This window comes from Micromonospora sp. CPCC 205561 (assembly GCF_036906775.1).
Taxonomy (GTDB): Bacteria; Actinomycetota; Actinomycetes; order Mycobacteriales; family Micromonosporaceae; genus Micromonospora.
On sequence record NZ_JBAKHV010000004.1, the window covers coordinates 156,515 to 177,746 of the forward strand.

The 21,232-nt window shown below is 70.9% G+C and carries 14 protein-coding genes; 8 read left to right on the top strand and 6 right to left on the bottom strand.

The features are described 5' to 3' along the window. Positions 1 to 2 precede the first annotated feature (2 nt). From V6V16_RS04980 to V6V16_RS05005, 6 genes are all read left to right on the top strand, one after another. Positions 3 to 1,235 carry an MFS transporter gene (locus V6V16_RS04980; RefSeq protein ID WP_334559795.1) on the top strand — a complete coding sequence of 411 codons (1,233 nt, stop codon included), beginning with the start codon at positions 3 to 5 and terminating at the stop codon, positions 1,233 to 1,235. After that, positions 1,232 to 2,167, top strand: a complete 936-nt coding sequence (locus V6V16_RS04985; protein WP_334559797.1) for an AMP-binding protein — start codon at positions 1,232 to 1,234, stop codon at positions 2,165 to 2,167. Before V6V16_RS04980 ends, V6V16_RS04985 begins: the two co-directional genes overlap by 4 nt. Continuing rightward, positions 2,164 to 2,859, top strand: a complete 696-nt coding sequence (locus tag V6V16_RS04990; RefSeq protein ID WP_334559799.1) for a hypothetical protein — start codon at positions 2,164 to 2,166, stop codon at positions 2,857 to 2,859. Before V6V16_RS04985 ends, V6V16_RS04990 begins: the two co-directional genes overlap by 4 nt. After that, entirely contained in the window at positions 2,856 to 12,212 is a 9,357-nt protein-coding gene (locus V6V16_RS04995; RefSeq protein ID WP_334559801.1) for an amino acid adenylation domain-containing protein, read from the top strand. The genes V6V16_RS04990 and V6V16_RS04995 overlap by 4 nt, the downstream gene beginning before the upstream one ends. Before the next feature lie 30 nt (positions 12,213 to 12,242). Further along, entirely contained in the window at positions 12,243 to 12,449 is a 207-nt protein-coding gene (locus V6V16_RS05000) for an MbtH family protein (protein WP_334559803.1), read from the top strand. A gap of 624 nt (positions 12,450 to 13,073) precedes the next feature. Continuing rightward, on the top strand, positions 13,074 to 13,424 hold the full coding sequence (locus V6V16_RS05005; protein WP_334559805.1) for a hypothetical protein: 351 nt from the start codon (positions 13,074 to 13,076) through the stop codon (positions 13,422 to 13,424). A gap of 279 nt (positions 13,425 to 13,703) precedes the next feature. Here the strand turns inward: V6V16_RS05005 and V6V16_RS05010 are convergent, their stop codons facing one another. From V6V16_RS05010 to V6V16_RS05025, 4 genes are all read right to left on the bottom strand, one after another. Continuing rightward, positions 13,704 to 15,326 (bottom strand): ABC-F family ATP-binding cassette domain-containing protein, encoded by a 1,623-nt coding sequence (locus V6V16_RS05010; protein ID WP_334559851.1) that lies wholly within the window; start codon positions 15,324 to 15,326, stop codon positions 13,704 to 13,706. A gap of 346 nt (positions 15,327 to 15,672) precedes the next feature. After that, positions 15,673 to 16,575 carry a class I SAM-dependent methyltransferase gene (locus V6V16_RS05015; protein ID WP_334559807.1) on the bottom strand — a complete coding sequence of 301 codons (903 nt, stop codon included), beginning with the start codon at positions 16,573 to 16,575 and terminating at the stop codon, positions 15,673 to 15,675. A gap of 292 nt (positions 16,576 to 16,867) precedes the next feature. Then, positions 16,868 to 17,128 carry a type B 50S ribosomal protein L31 gene (locus tag V6V16_RS05020; RefSeq protein WP_334559809.1) on the bottom strand — a complete coding sequence of 87 codons (261 nt, stop codon included), beginning with the start codon at positions 17,126 to 17,128 and terminating at the stop codon, positions 16,868 to 16,870. Between the two features lie 5 nt (positions 17,129 to 17,133). Beyond that, positions 17,134 to 18,420 (bottom strand): CobW family GTP-binding protein, encoded by a 1,287-nt coding sequence (locus V6V16_RS05025; RefSeq protein ID WP_334559811.1) that lies wholly within the window; start codon positions 18,418 to 18,420, stop codon positions 17,134 to 17,136. Positions 18,421 to 18,551: 131 nt separating this feature from the next. Here V6V16_RS05025 and V6V16_RS05030 point away from each other — a divergent pair, with 131 nt between their 5' ends. After that, the gene (locus tag V6V16_RS05030) at positions 18,552 to 18,677 is read left to right on the top strand and encodes a hypothetical protein (RefSeq protein ID WP_334559813.1); all 126 of its coding nucleotides are present in this window, start codon (positions 18,552 to 18,554) and stop codon (positions 18,675 to 18,677) included. Continuing rightward, complete coding sequence (gene rpsN, locus V6V16_RS05035) at positions 18,677 to 18,982, top strand: 30S ribosomal protein S14 (protein WP_334559584.1); 306 nt, start codon at positions 18,677 to 18,679, stop codon at positions 18,980 to 18,982. Before V6V16_RS05030 ends, rpsN begins: the two co-directional genes overlap by 1 nt. Before the next feature lie 242 nt (positions 18,983 to 19,224). Here the strand turns inward: rpsN and V6V16_RS05045 are convergent, their stop codons facing one another. After that, positions 19,225 to 19,962, bottom strand: coding sequence for a TauD/TfdA family dioxygenase (locus V6V16_RS05045; RefSeq protein ID WP_334559815.1), 738 nt, complete (start codon positions 19,960 to 19,962; stop codon positions 19,225 to 19,227). Continuing rightward, positions 19,959 to 21,224, bottom strand: a complete 1,266-nt coding sequence (locus V6V16_RS05050) for an MFS transporter (protein WP_442934033.1) — start codon at positions 21,222 to 21,224, stop codon at positions 19,959 to 19,961. The genes V6V16_RS05045 and V6V16_RS05050 overlap by 4 nt, the downstream gene beginning before the upstream one ends. Positions 21,225 to 21,232: the final 8 nt, after the last annotated feature.

A 21,232-nucleotide genomic window follows, 5' to 3' on the forward strand; every position in this document is an offset into this window, starting at 1 on the left:
CGGTGGCGAGTGCGCAGACCTCGACCGCCGAGACGACGCCGGCGGCGCGCTCTGCGCGGCACGGCATCATCGCGATGTACGGGTTGGAGTCGTTCGGCACCGGAGCGTTCACCTCGGTGCAGATCGTGTTCTTCACCCAGGTCCTCGACCGCAGCCCCGAGCAGACCAGCACCGCGCTGTCGACCGCGAGTTTCGTCGCGCTCGCGCTGATCCTGCCCTTCGGCAGGCTGGCCGACCGGTTCGACCGGAGACTCCTGCTGGGCCTGATGAACGCGGCGGTGGCCCTGTTCCTGCTCGGCTACGTGCTGCCGCCGTCGGTGGTCACGTTCTTCGTCACGACCGCTCTCGTGGTGCTGTTCCAGCGGCTGATCGGTCCCATCCGCGCGGCGGTGATCGCGGAACTGTTCCCCGTCAACAGGGTGGCGCTGCGGGCGGCGACGTACGTGGCGCACAACATCGGCTTCTCCCTCGGCAGTCTGTTCGCGGCGGGCGCGCTCCTCCTCGTCGGCGGGGACGGCGTGTTCCGGACGCTGTTGCTGATCAACGTCGCCACCTTCGCGGTGTGCGTGCTCATCGTGCTGCGCCTGCCCTCCACCAGGCCGGAGCCGGTCGAGCCGGGGCAGCGCCGGGGCTGGGCCGCGCTGAAGGACCGGCCGTTCGTCGTGGCCACCGTCGCGAACACGTTCGGGTCGCTGCACGACGCCGCACTGTTCGTGGGCCTGCCGCTGTGGCTGCTGCACCGCACCAACGGGCCGGGCTGGGGCGTGCCCGCGATCATCGCGCTCAACTGCGTGCTCGTCGTCGCGCTCCAGGTGCGGCTCAGCAAGGGCACCGACACCGTACGGGACGCGGCGCGCAGACAGTGGTACGGCACCCTGGTGATGGGGGTCGGGTGCGCGCTGCTGGTCTTCACCGGGGGCAGGCTGAACCCGCTGTCGTGGACGCTGCTCACCGCCGCGGTCGTGCTGATGACGATCAGCGAGATCACCCAGTCCGCGGGCGCGTGGGGGCTCTCGTTCAACCTCGCCGACGAGCGGCGCATGAGCGAGTACCAGTCCCTGTTCGGCTTCGGCCTGAACGTCCAGGAGGTCGTCGGGCCGGTCCTGGTCACCGCGCTCGTGCTGGCCGTGCCGTACGGGCTGGGGTGGCTGGTGCTCGCGGCCATCGTCCTCCTGCCGGTCGGGGTGGCCACCCGGCTGCTGCACCGGTGGGCTCCCGCGGGAGGAACCGCATGATCCCCGACACCGTGGCCGCCCGGTTCGCCCGGCAGGTCGCCCTCCGTCCCGACGACGAGGCCGTGGTCAGCGCCGCCGGCCGGTGGAGTTACGGCGAGCTGGCCGCGGACGTCGACCGCGTGACCCGGTTCCTCGTCGAACGCGGTGTCGGGTGGGAGGTCCACGTCGGGGTGCTGCTCCCGCGCAGCTACGAGCTGGTCGTGTCGATGATGGCCGTGCTCGCCGCGGGCGGCGTCTACGTACCGCTCAACCCGTCCCTGCCGGACGCCCGGCTGCTCGACCTGGTCGACGTGACGCGGCCGTCGGTCATCCTCACCGCCGACGGCCGGACGCTGTCCGACCTCCCGCACGCGGACCTCGCGACCGTGCCACGCGACGGCGACCCGGCGCCGGTGGCGGACCGGCACCACCCCGACGCCGCGGCCTACGTCATCCAGACCTCCGGGTCGACCGGCCGCCCGAAGTGCGTGCAGCTCGAGATGGGGTCGCTGGTCAACCTGCTGGACTGGTGTGCCGGCGCGTGCGGGATCGGGCCGGGCGAGCGGGTGCTGCAGGTGATCGCGTCCAGCTTCGACGCGTCCGTCCGCAGCTACCTGACACCGCTGGTCACCGGCGCGACGCTCTGCCTCTACGACGACGGACCGTTCGACCCGGTCACGCTCACCGACTGGCTCCGGCGGGAGCGGATCACCGTGTTCAACCCGTCGGTGCCCTCGATGTTCTACCCGGTGGTCGAGCTGGCGTCCGCCGACGACTTCCGTCCCCTGGAGTCGTTGCACACGCTCGCGCTCGGTGCCGAGACGCCGGACATGTCCCTGCTGCGGCCGTGGCTCGACTCGCCGCGTTGCCGGGCCCGCGTGCAGAACGTCTACGGCCCGACCGAGGCCGCCGACATCGCCCTGTACGCCGAGCTGGACACGAGCCGGCGATGATCGTGGTGGCCGAGCAGTACGCCGGACCGCCGGGACGGGCGCACGGCGGCTATCTCGCGGGACTGCTCGTCGACCACCTCGGTGATGCCACGGTGACGCTGCTCGAACCGGTGCCCACCGGAGTGCCACTCGTGCTGGAACGCGCCCCGGTCCGCGACCGCGTCTACGCGGAGGGCGAACTGGTCGCGACGGCGACACACCGGGTGCCCCCGATCATCGACGTGCCACCGGTGCCGGAGCGGACAGCCAGGGCCGCGGAGGCCCGCTTCGCCGGGCGCCACGGCCACCCGTTCCCCAGCTGCTTCGTCTGCGGCACCGACCCGGACCGTCCGTTGGCGCTGGACATCGCGCCCGGCCCGGTCGGCGGCGGCCTCGTGGCCTGCACCTGGACCCCGGACCGGTCGCTGGCGGCGGAGGACGGCCTGGTGCCACCGGCGCTCGTCCGCGCGGCACTTGACTGCCCGGGCGGATGGACGCTCGACCCGGTCGCGGAGCCGGTGGTGCTCTCGACGTTCGCGGCCCGGGTGGGCACGGTCCGCGCGGGGGAGTGCCACGTCCTGGTGGCCGCCGCCGAACGGCGCCGGGGCCGGATGGCGGCCGTCCACATCAGCATGTACGCACCAGACGGTCGTCAGACCGGCAGCGCGCGCGCCACCTGGCTCGCCGTTGACGAGGGAGTGAGACATCGGTGACTGCCCCGAAGATCGAGGACGTTCTCCCGCTGACCCCGCTGCAGCAGGGACTGCTGTTCCACTCCGAGCTCAGCACGGGCGAGGAGGACATCTACACCGTACAGCTCGAGGTGGTCCTGGACGGGCCGTTGCGGGCCGACGACCTGTGGGCGGCGGTGGACGCGCTCCTGCAGCGCCACGCGGCACTGCGCGTCACGTTCCGTCGCCGCCGCAACGGCGACCCGGTGCAGGTCGTGACCAGCGGCGTGCGGGTGCCCCGCCGGGTGGTCGACCTCTCCGACCGCCCGGCTGACGCGGTGGAGGTGGCCGCCGCCGACCGCGCGGAGACTTTCGACCTCGCGCGGGAGCCAGCGCTGCGTCTCACGCTGCTGCGTCTGGGCCCGGAGCGGCACACGCTGATCGTCACGAGCCACCACATCCTGCTCGACGGCTGGTCGATGCCGTTGCTCGTGCGGGAGCTGACCGCACTGCACGCGGTGTACGCCGACGGCGGCGCGCCCTCGCCGGCGGAAGCGGCGCACCGGGCGGGGCTGCCACCGGTCACGCCGTACCGGGACTACCTGCGCTGGCTCGGCTCCCGTGACGACGCCGCCGCGGCTGCCGCGTGGTCCGACGAGTTGGCCGGGTTGCACGAGCCGACATACCTGGTGCCGATCGAGCGTGGCCGGCCGAGGCCGATCCATGTCGAGACCACCCTGCCGTTCGGCGGCCGACTCAAGTCCATCGCCCGCGAGCACGGCCTCACCATCAACACCGTGCTGCAGGTCGCGTGGGCGGTGGTGCTCGGCCGGCTGACCCGCCGCGAGGACGTCGTGTTCGGCGCGACGGTGTCCGGGCGTCCGCCGGAGCTGGCCGGCGCCGACCGGATGCTGGGGCTGTTCATCAACACCCTGCCGGTCCGGGTACGGGTGCGGGACGCGGCCTCGTTGCTGACCACCGCCACCACCCTTCAGCAGCGGTGGGTGGCACTGCGCGAGCACGGCCACCTCGGTCTGTCGGAGATCCGCCGGGCGACAGGGGTCGGCGACGTGTTCGACACGCTGCTGGTGTTCCAGAACTTCCCGACCGCCCGGGACGGCGAGTCGGCAGGAAGCGTGAAGGTCGTCGACGTCACCGGCCACGACGCGACGCACTATCCGGTGAGCCTCGTCGTCGACGCGTCGGAGGAGATCACGCTGAGGCTCACCCGCCGGGACGGGGCCGTCGTGCCCGGTGGACCGGAGGAGTTGCTGGCCAGGGTGAGTCGGATCCTGGAGGCGTTCGCCGACGACCCGCATCGCCGGATCGGGGATCTCGACCTGTTGTCGTCCGCCGAACGTGACCTGCTGCTGGGGGAGTGGATCAGCACCGGACTCGACCGCGCCCGGGTGGTGCCGGGCAGCCTGCCGCCGATCGGGCGCCCCATTCCGAACGCCCGCGCCTATCTGCTCGGCCCCGGACTGCACCTCATGCCGCCCGGCGTGACCGGAGAGCTGTACCTGGCCGGTGCCGGAATCGCCCGCGGCTACCTGGGCCAACCCGCGCTGACCGCGGAGCGGTTCCTGCCCGACCCGTTCGGCGAGCCGGGCAGGCGCATGTACCGCACCGGCGACCTGGGGCGTTGGCGCGAGGACGGGCAGATCGAGTACCTGGGCCGGGTCGACCACCAAGTGAAGATCAACGGGTTCCGGGTCGAGCCCGCCGAGGTGGAGGCACAGCTGGTCGAACGGGCCGACGTGCACCGAGCCGTGGTCGTGGTACGCGAGGACGTGCCCGGGGTGCGGCGCCTGGTCGCCTACGTCGTCGCTGCGCCCGGCGCGCGGACGTCGACTGGCGAGTTGCTCGCCGGCCTGCGGGAGCGGCTGCCGAACTACCTGGTGCCCGGCGCTGTCGTGTGGCTGGACAAGATCCCGACGAATGCCCACGACAAGGTCGACCGGGCAGCGCTGCCCGCTCCCGAGTACGGCGCGGTGGCCCCCTCGCGGGGCGGGCGTTCGCCCGCCGAGCAGTTGATGTGCGACCTGTTCGCCGAGGCACTTGGCCGCAGCCGGGTCGGCGTGGACGACGGCTTCTTCGATCTGGGTGGGCACTCGCTGCTCGCCGCCAAGCTGGTCAACCGGATCAGGGCCGTCTTCCGTACGGAGATCGGCATCCGGGACGTGTTCCAGATTCTCACGCCGGCCGGGTTGGTCCGCCGGATCCGTGAGTTGGCCGGTGCGCCGGTGCGGCCCCCGTTGGTGGCCAGTGGTGTGGTGGGTCGGGTGCCGTTGTCGTTTGCGCAGCGTCGGTTGTGGTTCATCGATGAGTTGAACGGGCCGAGTGCGGTCTACAACATCCCGGTGGCGTTGCGTCTGGATCGTGATCTGGATCCGGAGGTTCTGGCGGCGGCGTTGGCGGATGTGGTGGGTCGGCATGAGGCGTTGCGGACGGTGTATCGGACCGTCGACGGTGAGCCGTATCAGGTGGTTCTTGATGATGTGCGGCCGGTGTTGACTGTTCGCGATCTGGCGCCCGGTGAGGTGTCCGAGGCGGTGGAGTCGGCGGCGGGGCATGTCTTTGATCTGGCCGACGACGTCGTCTTGCGGGCCTGGTTGTTGCGTCCCGTTGGTGCGGCCCAGGTGCTGGTGGTGGTGATCCATCACATTGCCGGGGACGGTGCGTCGGTGGGGCCGCTGTTGCGGGATGTCGCTACGGCGTATCAGGCGCGGGCGGTTGGTGAGGCGCCGGGTTGGGCGCCGTTGCCGGTGCGGTATGTGGACTACACGTTGTGGCAGCGGGATCTGCTTGGTACCGCCGATGATCCGGAGAGTCTGCTGTCCCGGCAGTTGGGTTTCTGGCGGGCGGCGTTGGCTGGTGCGCCGCAGGTGTTGGAGTTGCCCACGGATCGGCCCCGCCCGGTGCAGGCGAGTCACCAGGGCGCTGTGGTGCCGTTCGCGCTGGACGGCGGGACCCACGAGGCGATGCTTCGGCTCGCGCGCGCTGCCGGGGTGTCGATGTTCATGCTGCTCCAGGCGGCCCTGGCGACGATGTTGTCCCGGATGGGCGCCGGCACCGACATCCCGATCGGCACGGTCGTGGCCGGACGGGGCGACGAGGCGCTGGACGACGTGGTCGGCTTCTTCGTGAACACCCTCGTACTACGCACCGACGTCTCGGGCGATCCCAGCTTCACCGACCTGTTGACCCGGGTCCGCGAGACCGATCTGGCCGCCTACGACAATCAGGATCTGCCCTTCGAACGCCTCGTGGAGGAACTCAACCCCGGCCGCACCACCGCACACCATCCCCTTGTGCAGGTGATGCTGCTTCAGGAAGGCGACGGCGACCCGGCACCCTCAGCGGGCGGGCTGGGCGGCAACGAGGTGTCCTTCCGGGCGGGGGTGTCGAAGTTCGATCTGACGTTCGCCTTCTTTGAGTCTCACGGCCCGGATGGTCGGCCGGCCGGCGTCGTCGGCGGGGTCGAGTACGCGGCCGACCTGTTCGACGAGGCGACCGTCACCGGGCTCTGTGCGATCCTCGCTCGGTTGGTTGCGGCGTTGGTGGCTGAGCCGGAGGTGCCGGTCGGTCGGCATGAGTTGCTCACGGTCGCGCAGCGTCGCGAGTTGGTGGAGGCCTTCAACGAGACGGGTTCTCCTGGGCCGGACGTGCGGTTGACCGAGGCGTTCGCCCGGCAGGTCGCTGCTGGTCCGGATCGGGTCGCGTTGGTCGACGGCGATGTGCGGATGACGTACGCGCAGTTGGATGTGGCCGGTGACCGGCTGGCGGGGCGGTTGGTGGCGGCTGGTGTGCGGCGTGGCGACGTGGTGGGTGTGCTGTTGGAGCGGGGCCTGCCGATGGCGGTGGCCATGCTCGCCGTGCTGCGTGCCGGTGCCGCGTACGCCATGCTCGATCCGGACTTTCCCGATGCCCGGCTGGCCGCGATGGCCGAGGACGCCGGGCTGGCCGCGCTGGTCACCGACGAGAATCTGGCGGGTCGGCTCGCCTGTGCGGGCCCGTCCGTGCTGGTCGACGAGGCCGCCGTCTGGGACGGGCGCTCGTCCTTGCCGACGGGCAGGACGGCGCCGGACGGCGCCGTGGATCCGCTGGTGGTGGCGGGTGGTCCTGGTGATGGGGCTTGTGTGATGTTCACGTCGGGTTCGACGGGTCGGCCGAAGGGGGCGTTGGCGTCGCATCGGGCGATTGTCGGCACTGTTCTGGGGCAGGATTTTGTTGATTTTGGTTCGGGGCAGGTGTGGTTGCAGTGCGCGCCGGTTTCCTGGGATGCGTTCGCGTGGGAGTTCTGGGGTCCGTTGTTGAACGGGGCGGTGTGTGTGTTGCATCCGGGTCAGCGGCCGGAGCCGGCGCGGATCGCGGAGTTGGTTGCTCGTCATGGGATCACGACGTTGTTCCTGTCGACGGGGTTGTTCAATCTGATGCTCGATGAGTTTCCGGATGCGTTGGCCGCTGTCGGGCAGGTGATCACCGGTGGTGAGGCGGCTTCGGTGGAGCATCTGGCCCGGGCCTGTCAGTTGTCGGGGTTGCGGTTGGTGCATGCCTACGGTCCGGTGGAGAGCATGATCTTCACGAACTGTCATCGGATCGAGGCGCCTCCGTGGCATGCGCCGGTGCCGGTTGGCAGGCCGTTGGTGAACCGTCGCTGTTATGTGTTGGACGATCGGTTGCGGCCGGTTCCGGTCGGTGTCACGGGGGAGTTGTATGTCGCGGGCAGCGGGCTGGCGGATGGTTATCTGCGTCAGGCCGGGTTGACGGCTGAGCGGTTCGTCGCGGATCCCTTCGGTGGTGCGGGTGCGCGGATGTATCGCACGGGTGATCTGGCGCGGTGGACGCGCGACGGCGCGGTGGAGATCATCGGTCGGGCCGACGACCAGGTGAAGATCCGGGGGTTCCGGATCGAACCCGGTGAGGTCGCCGCGGTGCTCGCCCGCCAGCCCGGAGTCGGTGGAGTGGCCGTCGTGGTCCGCGAGGACCGACCGGGCGAGAAGCAACTCGTGGCGTACCTGACCCCGGCAGCCGGCGCGCGGTCGGATCTCGCGGTGGCCGACCTACGCCGCGCCGCCGCCGAAACACTACCGGCCCACATGGTGCCCGCCGCCTTCGTGCTACTCGACCGGCTACCACTGACCGCCAACGGCAAACTAGACAAGACAGCACTACCCGCCCCGGAGTTCCGGGTGGGGGTTTCCTCGCGGGCGGGGCGTACTCCTGCCGAGCAGTTGATGTGCGAGCTGTTCGCGGCGGTGCTTGGTCGCAGTCGGGTCGGCGTGGACGACGGCTTCTTTGACCTGGGTGGGCATTCGTTGCTCGCGGCGAAGTTGGTGAATCGGATCAGAGCGGCCTTCGGAGTGGAGATCGGGATCCGTGACGTGTTCCAGATGCTCACTCCGGCGGGGTTGGTCCGCCGTGTCCGTGAGTTGGCTGGTGTGCCGGTGCGGCCGCCGTTGGTGGCCAGTGGTGTGGTGGGTCGGGTGCCGTTGTCTTTCGCGCAGCGTCGGTTGTGGTTCCTTGATGAGTTCAATGGGCCGAGTGCGCTGTACAACATTCCGGTGGCGTTGCGGTTGGATCGTGAGCTGGATCCGGAGGTTCTGGCGGGGGCGTTGGCCGATGTGGTGGGTCGGCACGAGGCGTTGCGGACGGTCTACCGGACTGTTGACGGTGAGCCGTTCCAGGTGGTGCTTGATGATGTCCGGCCGGTGTTGACGGTGCGGGATCTGGCTGCCGACGAGTTGTCCGAGGCTGTGGACGCGGCGGCGGGTCATGTGTTTGATCTGGCGGATGACGTGGTGTTGCGGGCGTGGTTGTTCCGTCCGGTCGGTGGGGCTCAGGTGTTGGTGGTGGTGCTGCACCACATCGCTGGTGATGGTTGGTCGATGGTGCCGTTGTTGCGGGACATCTCGGCGGCGTATGAGGCGCGGGTGGCTGGCCGGGCGCCGGGTTGGGCGCCGTTGCCGGTGCGGTATGTGGACTACGCGTTGTGGCAGCGGGATCTGCTCGGTGATGTCGATGATCCGCAGAGCATGTTGGCCCGGCAGCTTGAGTTCTGGCGGGTGACGCTGGCTGGTGCGCCGCAGGTGCTGGAGTTGCCGGCGGATCGGGCGCGTCCGGTCCGGGCGACTCATCGGGGGGCGGTGGTGCCGTTCGCGTTGGACGGTGAAGCCCACGAGGTGGTGTTGCGGACGGCTCGTGCTGTCGGGGTGTCGGTGTTCATGGTGTTCCAGGCCGTGTTGGCGACCCTGCTGTCCCGGACGGGTGCTGGTACCGACATTCCGATCGGCACGGTTGTGGCTGGTCGTGGCGACGAGGCCCTGGATGATGTGGTTGGGTTCTTCGTCAACACTCTGGTGTTGCGTACTGACGTCTCTGGTGATCCGACGTTCGCGGATCTGCTGGTTCGGGTGCGGGATGTCGATCTGGCTGCTTTCGACAATCAGGATCTGCCGTTCGAGCGTCTCGTCGAGGAGCTGAATCCCGTTCGTTCCCCCGCGCATCATCCTCTCGTGCAGGTGATGTTGTTGCAGGAGGGTGATGGCGGTTCGGCGTCGCCGGCGGGCGTGTTGGCCGGTGATCAGGTGTCGTTTCGGGCGGGGGTGGCGAAGTTTGACATGACGTTCGCTGTCTCCGAGCAGTATGACGTGTCTGGTCGGCCGGCTGGGATCGTCGGTGGCGTCGAGTATGCCGCTGATCTGTTCGATGAGGCGACTGTCGTCGGGTTGTGCGCGATTTTCGTCCGGTTGGTCGCGGCGTTGACGGCCGAGCCGGAGGTGCGGATCGGTCGGCATGAGTTGCTCACCGCCGGGCAGCGTCATGAGGTGTTGGAGGTTTTCAACGCCACCGGTTCTTCGGGGTCGGATCTGCGGGTGACCGAGGTGTTCTCCCGGTGGGTCGCCGCTGGGCCGGACCGGGTCGCGGTGGTGGATGGTGAGGCCCGGATGACGTACGGCGAGCTCGACGCGGCGGGTCATCGGCTGGCCGGGCGGCTCGTGGCGTCCGGTGTGCGCCGTGGGGACGTGGTGGGTGTGCTGCTGGAGCGGGGCCTGCCGATGGCGGTGGCCATCCTCGCCGTGCTGCGTGCCGGAGGCGCGTACGCCATGCTCGATCCCGAGTTCCCCGACGCCCGGCTGGCCGCGATGGCCGAGGACGCGGCGTTGGCCGCATTGATCACCGACAACGACCTGCTCGCTCGGGCGGTCACCGGCGGTTTCGCCGAACCGGTGGTGTTGGTGGATGCGGAGGGGGGCGGGTCCTCGGTGGATCCGCTGGTGGTGGCGGGTGGTCCTGGTGATGGGGCTTGTGTGATGTTCACGTCGGGTTCGACGGGTCGGCCGAAGGGGGCGTTGGCGTCGCATCGGGCGATTGTCGGCACTGTTCTGGGGCAGGATTTTGTTGATTTTGGTTCGGGGCAGGTGTGGTTGCAGTGCGCGCCGGTTTCCTGGGATGCGTTCGCGTGGGAGTTCTGGGGTCCGTTGTTGAACGGGGCGGTGTGTGTGTTGCATCCGGGTCAGCGGCCGGAGCCGGCGCGGATCGCGGAGTTGGTTGCTCGTCATGGGATCACGACGTTGTTCCTGTCGACGGGGTTGTTCAATCTGATGCTCGATGAGTTTCCGGATGCGTTGGCCGCTGTCGGGCAGGTGATCACCGGTGGTGAGGCGGCTTCGGTGGAGCATCTGGCCCGGGCCTGTCAGTTGTCGGGGTTGCGGTTGGTGCATGCCTACGGTCCGGTGGAGAGCATGATCTTCACGAACTGTCATCGGATCGAGGCGCCTCCGTGGCATGCGCCGGTGCCGGTTGGCAGGCCGTTGGTGAACCGTCGCTGTTATGTGTTGGACGATCGGTTGCGGCCGGTTCCGGTCGGTGTCACGGGGGAGTTGTATGTCGCGGGCAGCGGGCTGGCGGATGGTTATCTGCGTCAGGCCGGGTTGACGGCTGAGCGGTTCGTCGCGGATCCCTTCGGTGGTGCGGGTGCGCGGATGTATCGCACGGGTGATCTGGCGCGGTGGACGCGCGACGGCGCGGTGGAGATCATCGGTCGGGCCGACGACCAGGTGAAGATCCGGGGGTTCCGGATCGAACCCGGTGAGGTCGCCGCGGTGCTCGCCCGCCAGCCCGGAGTCGGTGGAGTGGCCGTCGTGGTCCGCGAGGACCGACCGGGCGAGAAGCAACTCGTGGCGTACCTGACCCCGGCAGCCGGCGCGCGGTCGGATCTCGCGGTGGCCGACCTACGCCGCGCCGCCGCCGAAACACTACCGGCCCACATGGTGCCCGCCGCCTTCGTGCTACTCGACCGGCTACCACTGACCGCCAACGGCAAACTAGACAAGACAGCACTACCCGCCCCGCACCAGGACCGGCACTCCGGACGGGCCCCGAGGACCCCGGACGAGCGGCTGATGTGCGACCTCTTCGCCGACGTCCTCGGAGTCGCCACGGTCGGCCTCGACGACGGGTTCTTCGACCTCGGGGGTCACTCGCTGCTGGCCGCCCGGCTGGTCAACCGGATCCGCGGCACCCTGGGCCGCGACATCGAGGTCCGTGACCTGTTCGAGCGGCCCACCGTCGCCGGGCTCCTCGGCGAGGGGCGGGGCGCGAACACGCTCGGCGTACTGGTGCCGCTGCAACCCGCCGGGGCGCGCCGCCCTCTGTTCTGTGTGCATGCCGGCCTGGGGATGAGCTGGTCGTACGCCGGCCTGGCCCGACACCTCGGCCCCGACCAGCCGATCTACGGCCTGCAGACCCGGGCGCTGACGGTGCCCGGCTACCAGGCGGCAAGCCTGCCGGAGCTCGCTGCGGAGTACCTCGACGAGATCCGGCGGGTGCAGCCGCACGGCCCGTACCGGCTGCTCGGCTGGTCCTTCGGCGGAGTCGTCGCGCACGCCATGGCCGTTGCCGCGGAGCAGGCCGGCGAGGAGGTCGAGTTACTGGCCATGATGGACGCCTACCCGGTCTCCGCCGAGGAGGCGACCCGGCCGCGCAGCGAGCGCGAGACCATGCTGATGCTCATCGGCGACGAGCCCGGTGACCTGCCGGACGAGCTCCTCGACCGGTACGACCCCGAGGTGGCGGTCGAGGTGTTGCGCCGCCGTGACCCGGCCCTCGCCAGCTTCACCCGGGAGGAGGTCCGGGCGCTGGTTCTCGCCGCCGTCAACCACGCCGACATCATGGCCGCCCACCGGCCGGTGGTTTTCTCCGGCGATCTGCTGTTCTTCTCCGCGGACCGGGCCGGAACCGACGAGGACCTGTCAGCGACGCTCTGGGGGGAACACCTGCGCGGCACCATCGAATGCCACCCCACAGGCGCCACCCACCATCGCATGACCGAGCAGGAACCGCTCGCGAAGATCGGCGCGATCCTCGCCGCCAGGCTCACCCGAGAATCGTGACGGCGACCGAAGACCGAGAAAGGAAACGACATGGCAAATCCGTTCGACGACGAGAACGGCACGTTCCTGGTCCTGACCAACGCGGAGGGTCAGCACAGCCTCTGGCCCGTCTTCGCCGCCGTACCCGCTGGCTGGCAGACTGCCTTCGGGCCGGCCGGGCGGGCGGAGTGCCTGGCGTACGTCGAGGCCTCATGGACCGACATCCGGCCGAAGAGCCTCCTGGAGCCCCACGCATGACAACTCCTGACCCCACGTTCCGGCAGGAGCGTCCGCTCGGGCGTGTGCAACAGGTGCGCCATGACGGCGTCCGACGTGTTCGGACCGCCGACGGTGGCGGATGTCGGTCGGTGATCAGGGGCAGCCACTCGTCGCGGAGCCGGGTGGCAGCGTGGGCGTGTCCGCGGTGCCGAGGACGTATCCGTCAGCCCTGACGCCGTCGTCGAGGAGGGACACCAGGTCGGGGATCGAGGTGGGGTGGCCCCGCCGGGCTGGGGGAGGGTGGCGACGAGGGTACGGATCGCCGGTGGCTCAGTGCGAGGCCGAACTCGCTGCGCAGGACTGCGGCGTACTCCTCGTCGGTGAGGGACCCGGCGCACGTGTGATTCGTCCGTGTTCACCGCGTGCGGATTGTTCGGTCAGCCGGCTCGGAACTTCTCAGTGCCGAGGAGCGACACGTTCCCGGATCACCGAGAGTTATTTTCAACTGCCTTTCGCTGGTGGGGACGTTTGACTGCTGCCGCAAATACCCAAGGGCCTTGCCTCGTGCGCTCCGGCGCCCATATCGTGAGGATCGGGCGCGCTTGGCAGGCTGCCGAGTTCTGCTTCCCCACGTCCGTGCAAGCCGACGAAAGGGCAGAGGAAATGCTGGTAGAAAGCCTGCGCGTGCCACCGAAGATCCGCAGGATGCGGATCGCCATGCTCCTTGCTGCTCTCACCCTGAGCGGCACCGCTGCGACAGCCAATGCCGGGCCCGCGCACGCGGACAACAACATTCCGTGGGACGGGGCGCTGTGCCAGGCGATGGAGAACATCCAGTTCTACAACATCCGGCATGAGCCAAGCTACACCGTGCAGAGGGGTGAGCTGATACGCGTGGACGACTTCATGGGATACCACGAGGTATGGGCTCAGGGCCACGGGGAGGGGCATTCCAGCAGGTGGTTCTACTGGCGGCACTCCAACGGGGCATTCCGGGTCGAGCATTGCCGCTAGCGGTACCCGGAATTGGCCGAGGCCAGCCCGAAACGGACGGCAACTCACCGCCGGTCGATCCTCGACCGGCGGTGAGCGGCCCGAGCGCCAGAAACGCGTTCCGGGTGCCGCAGCCGATGATGACGTACTACTGCGTCTCGGCTGGCATCTGCCATAAGTGAAGCTTCCCGTTGCTGAAGTCATGATCGCCGAGCGGTCACCGGGAATGGTCCGGGCGCCCTGCCGACCGTGGTCGGCGTCCCGGCCGTCCGCTGGCGGTGGACGGCCGGGTGCCCGTCGCTACCGCGCTTCGAGCTCCAGGCGCGGCCAGTCGGCGAGGTCGCGTAGCAGCTGCCGGTCGTGGGTGGCGACCACGACGGCGGCGCTGGTGTCGCGGATCGCGTCGGTCAGGTCGTCGACCAGCGCCGACGACAGATGGTTGGTCGGCTCGTCGAGCAGGATCAAGCTCGGCCGCCGGGCAAGCGCCAGCGCCAGGTCGAGGCGTCGCCGCTGGCCCTGTGACATCCGACCGACCGGTGTGCGCATCGCGTGGGAGTCCAGCAGCCCGAGGGCCGTGAGCGGAACGGCGTCGGCGTCGCGGAGCGCCCCGCTGGCCACCAGCCGCCCCACGAGGCCGGCGTACACCTCGCGGGCGGTGAGAGCCGGGTTCTGCTCGGCGGTCTCCTGGGTGATCAGGGCGATCCGTGCCTCCTTCCCCACCCGGACGTGACCGCGGGTGGGTTGGAGGGTGCCGGCCAGCACTGCGAGCAGGGTTGACTTGCCGGCACCGTTCGCTCCGGTGACGAGCATTCTGTCGCCGCCGTCGAGACTGAGGTGGGCCAGCCCCGCGAGGCGCCCGTCGACGGCGACGCCGTGGGCACGCACCTGCGGTGCACCCGGCCGGACGCCCGGATCGGGCCACCGCGACGTCGGCGGCGGTTCCGGCACGTCGATGCGGTGCGCCGCCAGGGCATCCCGCTGACGATGCAACGCCTGCACGACGCCCGGCGCGCGGGACTGGCGCTGGTGCTTGCCGGTCCCCTTGTCCGGCCGCCAGCCGGTGGAGAGGCGGTCGCGGGCCTTCGACACCGCGTCCTGCAGCCGCCGGTGCTCGGCCTGCTGCTCCTCGTATTCCTGCTGCCAGCGCTCCCGTTCGCCACGTCGGGCGTCCTGCCAGGAGTCGTAGCCTCCCGCGTACAGCCGCGGCCGGCCGTCCCGGGTCGGGTCGAGGTCGAGGAACCGGTCGGTGACGTCGCGTAGCAGCGCCCGGTCGTGGCTCACCACGGCGAGGCCGCCGTCGTGCTCGCGCAGCCGGTTGGTCAGGAAGTCCAGCCCGCCGGCGTCGAGGTGGTTGGTCGGCTCGTCGAGCAGCAGCAGGTCGTGCCGCGCGCCGAGCAGACACGCCAGGCGTACCCGGTAGCGCTGCCCGACCGACAGCGTCGACAACGGCCGGTCGCGGTCCGTGCAGGCGCCGAGGGCTTCCAGGGCGACGTCGACGCGGCGTTCGGCATCCCACGCGTCGAGGCGGATGGCGGCGTCGAGCGCGGCGGCGTAGCGGTCGTCGGCAGCGCTGTCACCCGCGGCCACCGCACCGGTCGCCTCGTCCAGCGCGGCGAGGGCCGCGAGCGACCCGGCCAACGCGTCGGACGTGAGTGTGCCGACGGTCTCACCGCCGCTCGCGGCGAGTTCCTGGCGGGCCAGGCCGATCGTGCCGGCGCGGTCCACGGTGCCCTCGTCGGGCGTGATCAGGCCGGCGAGGACGTGCAGCAGTGTCGTCTTGCCACGGCCGTTCTCGCCGACCACGGCGAGTCGTGACCGGGCGGAGACAGTGACCGTGACGTCGTTCAGGACCCGCCGGGATCCGCGGACGACGGTGACACCAGCGGCGCGCAGGTGGGCGTTGCCGCCCGCCCCGACGGGCATGGACACGGGTTCAGGATTCGGGGTCAGGTTCAACGGTGCTCCGCAGCTCGCAGTGGAGCCGGGCAGCGTCAGGTGGCCGCCCGGCGGGAACCGGGACGGCGCGCGCGAAACCAGCAGACAGGGGACGCGCCGCCGTCAGCGGGCGGAGCGGACCTTCTGCGACCAGATACCTCGTGCCACGATGGTGACGTTAGCAGGGCGGCCGCCCCGGTCCCGTCCGAATTTCGCCCGGTCGTGCCGCGGGCGACCGGAACACCGTCGCACCGGTCGGGGTGGTTGTCCGGGACGCCCGGTCGGATCCTGGCCGGCCGCGGTCCGCGACCTGAAGAGGTCTCGCCGAGGGATCTCAGGAATCGGCCCGTTGGAAGTGCCAGACGACCATTGCGGGGACTCCGGCGTTGGCGGCGCGCGCCGCCTCGGGCACCAGTTCAGCCAGACACCACGGCCAGAGGTCCCAAGCCGCTACGGCCTCGGACGTCATCGCGGGGGTCGGCGGCCGGGAACGGTCCCTCGCCGGCAGGCGGGGTTCCTCGCAGCGTCGCGGTTGCAGGCCCACCGGCAGGGCGGCGCGTAGGTAGTCGCCGAGCAGGTGGCGATAGGTGACGAGGCGCCCTGGTCGCCCGCTCGGGTCGCGCAGGGTGGGAATGGAGCCGCGCGCCACCGCCTCGGGGTGGACGTCGGAGATCACCAGATGACCACCCGGGCGCAGCACCCTGGCGAACTCCGCCACCACCGCGTCGAGTTCGGGAACATGCGTCAGTGCCAAGGCACAGACGATCAGGTCCACCCGGGCGTCGGCCAGCGGGAGTTGGCGCAGATCGCCAAGCAGGAACTCGCCCTGCGGCACACGGGCGCGTGCCCGCGCGAGCATGTCGGGGGAGCTGTCCACGCCGGTCACCCGATGGCCCCGGTCCGCCAGGCGCCGGGCGTACCGGCCAGTGCCGCAGGCGGCGTCCAGCGCGACACCCGTCGGCAGCGTGTCGAGGATCTTCCCGACGAGAGGTCCGTCGATGTCGAACGCCGCGTTGTCGACGTCGTCGTACGTTCTCGACCACAGCCGATAGCCCTCGACCGTGTCCACCCGGTCGACGTCCACGGCTGCGCCCGACAGCACCTCGTTGTCGAGTAACCCGCGGATCTCGGCGATTCGAGACTCCACGAAGTCGCGGTCGTGTTCGCCGGTGAAGGCGCGCAGCAGGGCGAGGCCCTCAAGCCCGAGCAGGTAGGCCAACGGATGCTCGTGAATCATCGGCCCAGACGTTAGCGCTGCCTGTCCGGACGTGCCACCGAATTGGATGAGCCGACCACCCGACGCTCGGGTGTCGACGAGCGGCGCCAGCCGCCGGGGGCCGCTCCAGGGGCGCGGAGATCGCCGGGCCGCGCGCGACGGGCACGTCCGCCGGGCGGGGCGGGGCGTGTCCGTCGCGCCGCTGCGGGTGAGGAGCCCGCCGCACGCCTGTCCGCGTTCGCGGCCTCGCAGCGGTGGCCGAGGCCGCTGGCGAGTTCGCCCGGGCCGGTCCGGTCGGCCGGTGTGTCGGTGCTCATCCGCCCTGTGGGCCGCGGCGGGCGTACTTGGCGCGGAACTTCTCGACGCGGCCGGCGGTGTCGAGCAGGCGCTGCCTGCCGGTCCAGAAGGGGTGGCTGGCGGCGGAGATCTGGACGTCGATGACGGGGTAGGTGTTGCCGTCGGTCCATTCGATCGTCTGGTCGCTGGTGGCGGTGGAGCGGGTGAGGAAGGCGAAGTCCGCGTCCTTGTCGCGGTAGACGACGGGCCGGTACTCGGGGTGGATGCCGGGCTTCATGCGGGCTACGCTCCTCGGGTTCCGGTGTCGGTCAGTTCCTCGGTGCTGAGCGGGAAGCAGCCGGCGAACGGGTCGTGGTAGGTGCGCCAGGTCTCCTCGCCGTCGGCGAGTTCGGCGTCGGTGAGCAGGCAGCGGGCGAGGGTGCGGTGCAGCTCGGCGGGGTCGATGTCGAGGCCGATGAAGACCAGGTGCTGGTGCCGGTCTCCGTAGTAGGGGTCCCAGTCGAGGGCGGCGGCGAGGCGGCGCTGGTCGTCGACGTGTTCCCAACCGTTCTCGGGCAGGCTGGCCAGCCAGTGCCCGAGGGAGCCCATGGCCAGACCGCCGCCGGCGAACTCCCAGGCCACCGCCGTGTCGGGCTGGCTGGCCAGCCAGAGGTGGCCCCGGGAGCGGATCATCTCGGCGTTGACCTCCTCCAGCACGTCGTGCAGCCGCTGCGGATGAAACGGGCGGCGGGCCCGGAAGACGGTGGAGACCACCCCGCAGTCGGACTCCGGCTCGTGCGCACCCAGCGCATAGCCCCGCAGGCCCCGGGCGAGGATGCCGGGGGTCTCCGGCCGGTGCCGGTGGGTGCGGCGAAGCTGGCGGGTGAGCGCGGTCGCGTCGACGAACTCCCCGTCGACGCTGAAGTGAACCGCCCACGGCGCCATCCGTCGCAGCAGGACCGCCATCCGGCTGGTGTCGAATGCCCCGTCCCGGGACTGCCCCCAGAGCAGCAGGGTGTCGGCGTACTCGATCTGGCGGACCACGACGTCGGCGAGGGCGCGGTGGTCGTCCTCGGCGGCCTGGATGCCGAGCGCGGCGAGGTCGTCGGTGCTGGCCAGGCCGTCGAGCAGGTGCTCGGCGTCGAGAACGGTGACGTAGGAGTCGACGCGGATGAGGTCGGTGAACGGCGCGCCGTCGACGAGACAGTGGGCGCAGGCGGCGGCGACCGCCTCGGGTTCCACCGTCTCGGGCAGCATCAGCACCAGGTCGTGGCCGGGGTTGCCGCGGGCGAGCCGGACGAGGGTGGGCAGCACGTCCTCGCGCAGCGCGCAGGAGACGCAGCCGTGCCCCAGCTCGACCCGCTCGTCCTCGACGATGCCGGCGCCGGTGCGGACCACGCGGCGGACCACGCCGTCGCGGACGCCGGCGAGGTCGTGTCGCACCAGCAGCAGCGACTCGTCGGCGGCGAGCAGCGTACGGGCGGCGGCGAAGGTCGCCGCCGGCCAGAACCCGGACAGCACGGTCAGCGACGGGCGGGTGTCGGCGTCGGCTGCAACGGCATGGGGCGGGGCCTGTGGTGACGACGACATCAGGTTCCTCTCGACTTAGCTGAAAACGATTGTCATTATAGGCACATGGAAGCGGTCGAAGCCAGCCGCGAGGCGGGGCCGAACGGCGTCGGGCTCGGCGGGTCGAGGTCCGCGCCGGCGCGGCTCGACTGGTGTCGTCACTCGGCAACTTCCGGGCCCGCCGCGCCGTCGACATCAGCGACGTGTGTCCGATCGTGCGGCTGCGCAGGTACGACCCGGTGGCGCGCCGGCGCGTCGAGTTCCGTGAGGCGCGCTGATGGCCAGGAGGAGCCTGGTCGACAGGCAGGCCCGCCGCGAGGAACTGGTGGCTCGGCACGCGCGAGCACGCGCGGAGCTGAAGCGGCTGGTCGGTCACCCGGACACCGACCCGGACGTACGTGCCGGGGCGGTCCGCCGGCTCAGCCGGCTGCCGAGGGATTCGAGCCCGGTGCGGCTGCGGTCGCGGGACCAGGTCGACGGCCGTCCACGTGGGGTGCTGTCCCGGTTCGGGTTGTCCCGGGTGCGCTTCCGCGAGCTGGCACTACGCGGCGAGATGCCCGGAGTACGCAAGGCGTCGTGGTGACGCCGGATCCTGGAGCTACGACACTCCGGTCGGCGGCACCGTCGTCCTGGCCGCCACCGCCGTCGTCCTCGTCGGCTGGCTGCTCGTCCCGCGACACGGCCCGCTGACCCGGCGCCGGAGGCGTCCGGGCGGGCGGGGGCTCGTCGACGACCCGCCGGACGGCCCTTCGAGGGGGCCTCGGGCCGCGTCGCCGGCCCCCGCCCGGAGTGGCTGACCTGCCACCGGCCACACACCGGTCCTGGTCACGCGTTCTCGGTGCGGAGGGTCTGGATGTGGGCGACGCGTTCGCCGGAGTGGGGGTCTCGGCCGTGCCAGGACCGGTAGTTGTCCAGTACGAGGATGTCGCCCTCGCCGAGGACGAAGCGGGGCAGAGCCGCCTGCGCCCCGGTGACCTCTTCGTCGAGGCGGGCGAGCGCGGTCGTCGTCCGCGCGGCGTGGGGATCGCGGTGCAGGGGGACGGCGCCGTCGGTACGTCGGGTGATGCGCCGGCCGAGCCGGGTGTATTCGACGAGCCTGCCCACCCTCGGTGTCGCGGGGAGGCCCCGGGTGCCGGCCCAGCGGCCGTAGAGGTCGAGATCGACGCCGCGAAGGAAGGCTCGCAGGTCCGCCGGCAGGGAGTCGGTGAAGGCGTGGGCGTCGAGCGCGAAGGATTCTCCACCCGACGGCGCCTGCCTGGCGAGCATCACCAGGACGTGGTCCTCGTTGGGATGCCGTCGCCTCGTCTCGGCGCCAGCCAGGTCGACGACGATGTCGAAGCTGTCGGCGTGCAGGCCGACCGCCCCGCCGTCGACGGAGCGGCGGGTGCGGTGCGGGTAGAGCTCGCGCAGGCCCGTGCCGAACAGTGTGGCCGCCGCGACGGCGAGTGAGTCGGGATGGGCGGGCAGGCCGGTCAGCACCACCGCACCGGTCTGCGCCAGCAGCCGGCGGGCTGCAGGGTCGGCGGCGGCGAGACGCTCGGGCACGATCGCGGCGACGGTCATGGCCGCACGCTGAACCGGCGAGACGAAGGCACCAGCGCCGCGGCGGCGGGTGCGGCGAAGCACGCCACCGCGCACGCCGCCAGGACGGCGGCAGCTCCGAAACGGTCGATCGCGGGGGCGATGAGCGCCAGGCCGACGGGCGCGAGACCGTACGACAGGAGGAAGTCCAGCGAGGACACCCGGGCGAGTTTCGTCGGGTCGACCTCGCGTTGCGTGGCGGTGAACCACGGGACGTTGAACAGCTCGATGCCGAGTCCCGCGAGCACGTAGGCCGAGACGAGCAGGACGGGATGCACCGGCAGGAGCAGGCTGAGCGGTACGAACCCGTACAGGGCGAGCCCGGCCAGTGCGGTCCAGCCCTGTGCGGGCGGGTGCCATCGCCCGACCAGCACGGCGCCGGCGAGCGCGCCGAGGGTGTACGCGGTCATGGCGGCGGCGAGCACGGCCCCGGTGTCGTAGCGGTCCCGGCTGACCAGTGGGAGCACCACGCCGGTGGCCGAGTATCCGGTGGCGATGACCGCGGTCAGCGCGCCCAGGCCCGCGAGGAACCAGGGGTGCCGGCGGGCCTCGCGCACACCGTCGACGAACTCCGCCAGGATGCCGGGCCTGGCGGCGGGCGTGTCGGGTCGGCCGGCCCCGGCGGGTGGGATGAGGGCGGCGGCCAGCCACAGGACGCCGACGCCGAGCAGGAGCATCGGAATGGAGACCGCCAGGGCCAGCAGCGCGGTCAGGCTCGGGGCGACCAGGGTCGTGACCCGTACGGCGAGGGTGATCGCGGCGTTGGCCTGCTGCCGTAGTGGCTCGGCGACGACCTCGGCGGTCAACGCCTGGAACGCCGGGCGGCACGCGCCCTGTCCCGCGCCCATCACGGCAGCCGCCACCGCCGCCAGCGCGAGCGACCGATCCAGGCCGAGCACCATCACCGGGGTGGCGAGCGCGCCCGTCAGGCCCGACCAGAACACCACCTGCCGACGCGAGTGCCGGTCGGCGAGCACGCCGCCGACCGGGACGGCGGCGAGGAACCCCACGGTCCGTACGGCCAGCAGTATCCCCAGCTGGACGGCCGTCAGTGAGCGGTCGAGCACCGCCAGACCGAGGATGAACGGCAGGGCCCACGTCGCCATGCCCGAGGCCGTCGTGCCTGTCCACAGCCGAAGGAAGGCCACGCTCCTCAGCACCGAGCGTGGCTCCGGGCGAATCCGAACAGCGTTGTCGAGCGTGCGCATCGATCCTCGACCCCTTGACCTGATAACGATTTTCATTAGAGTAA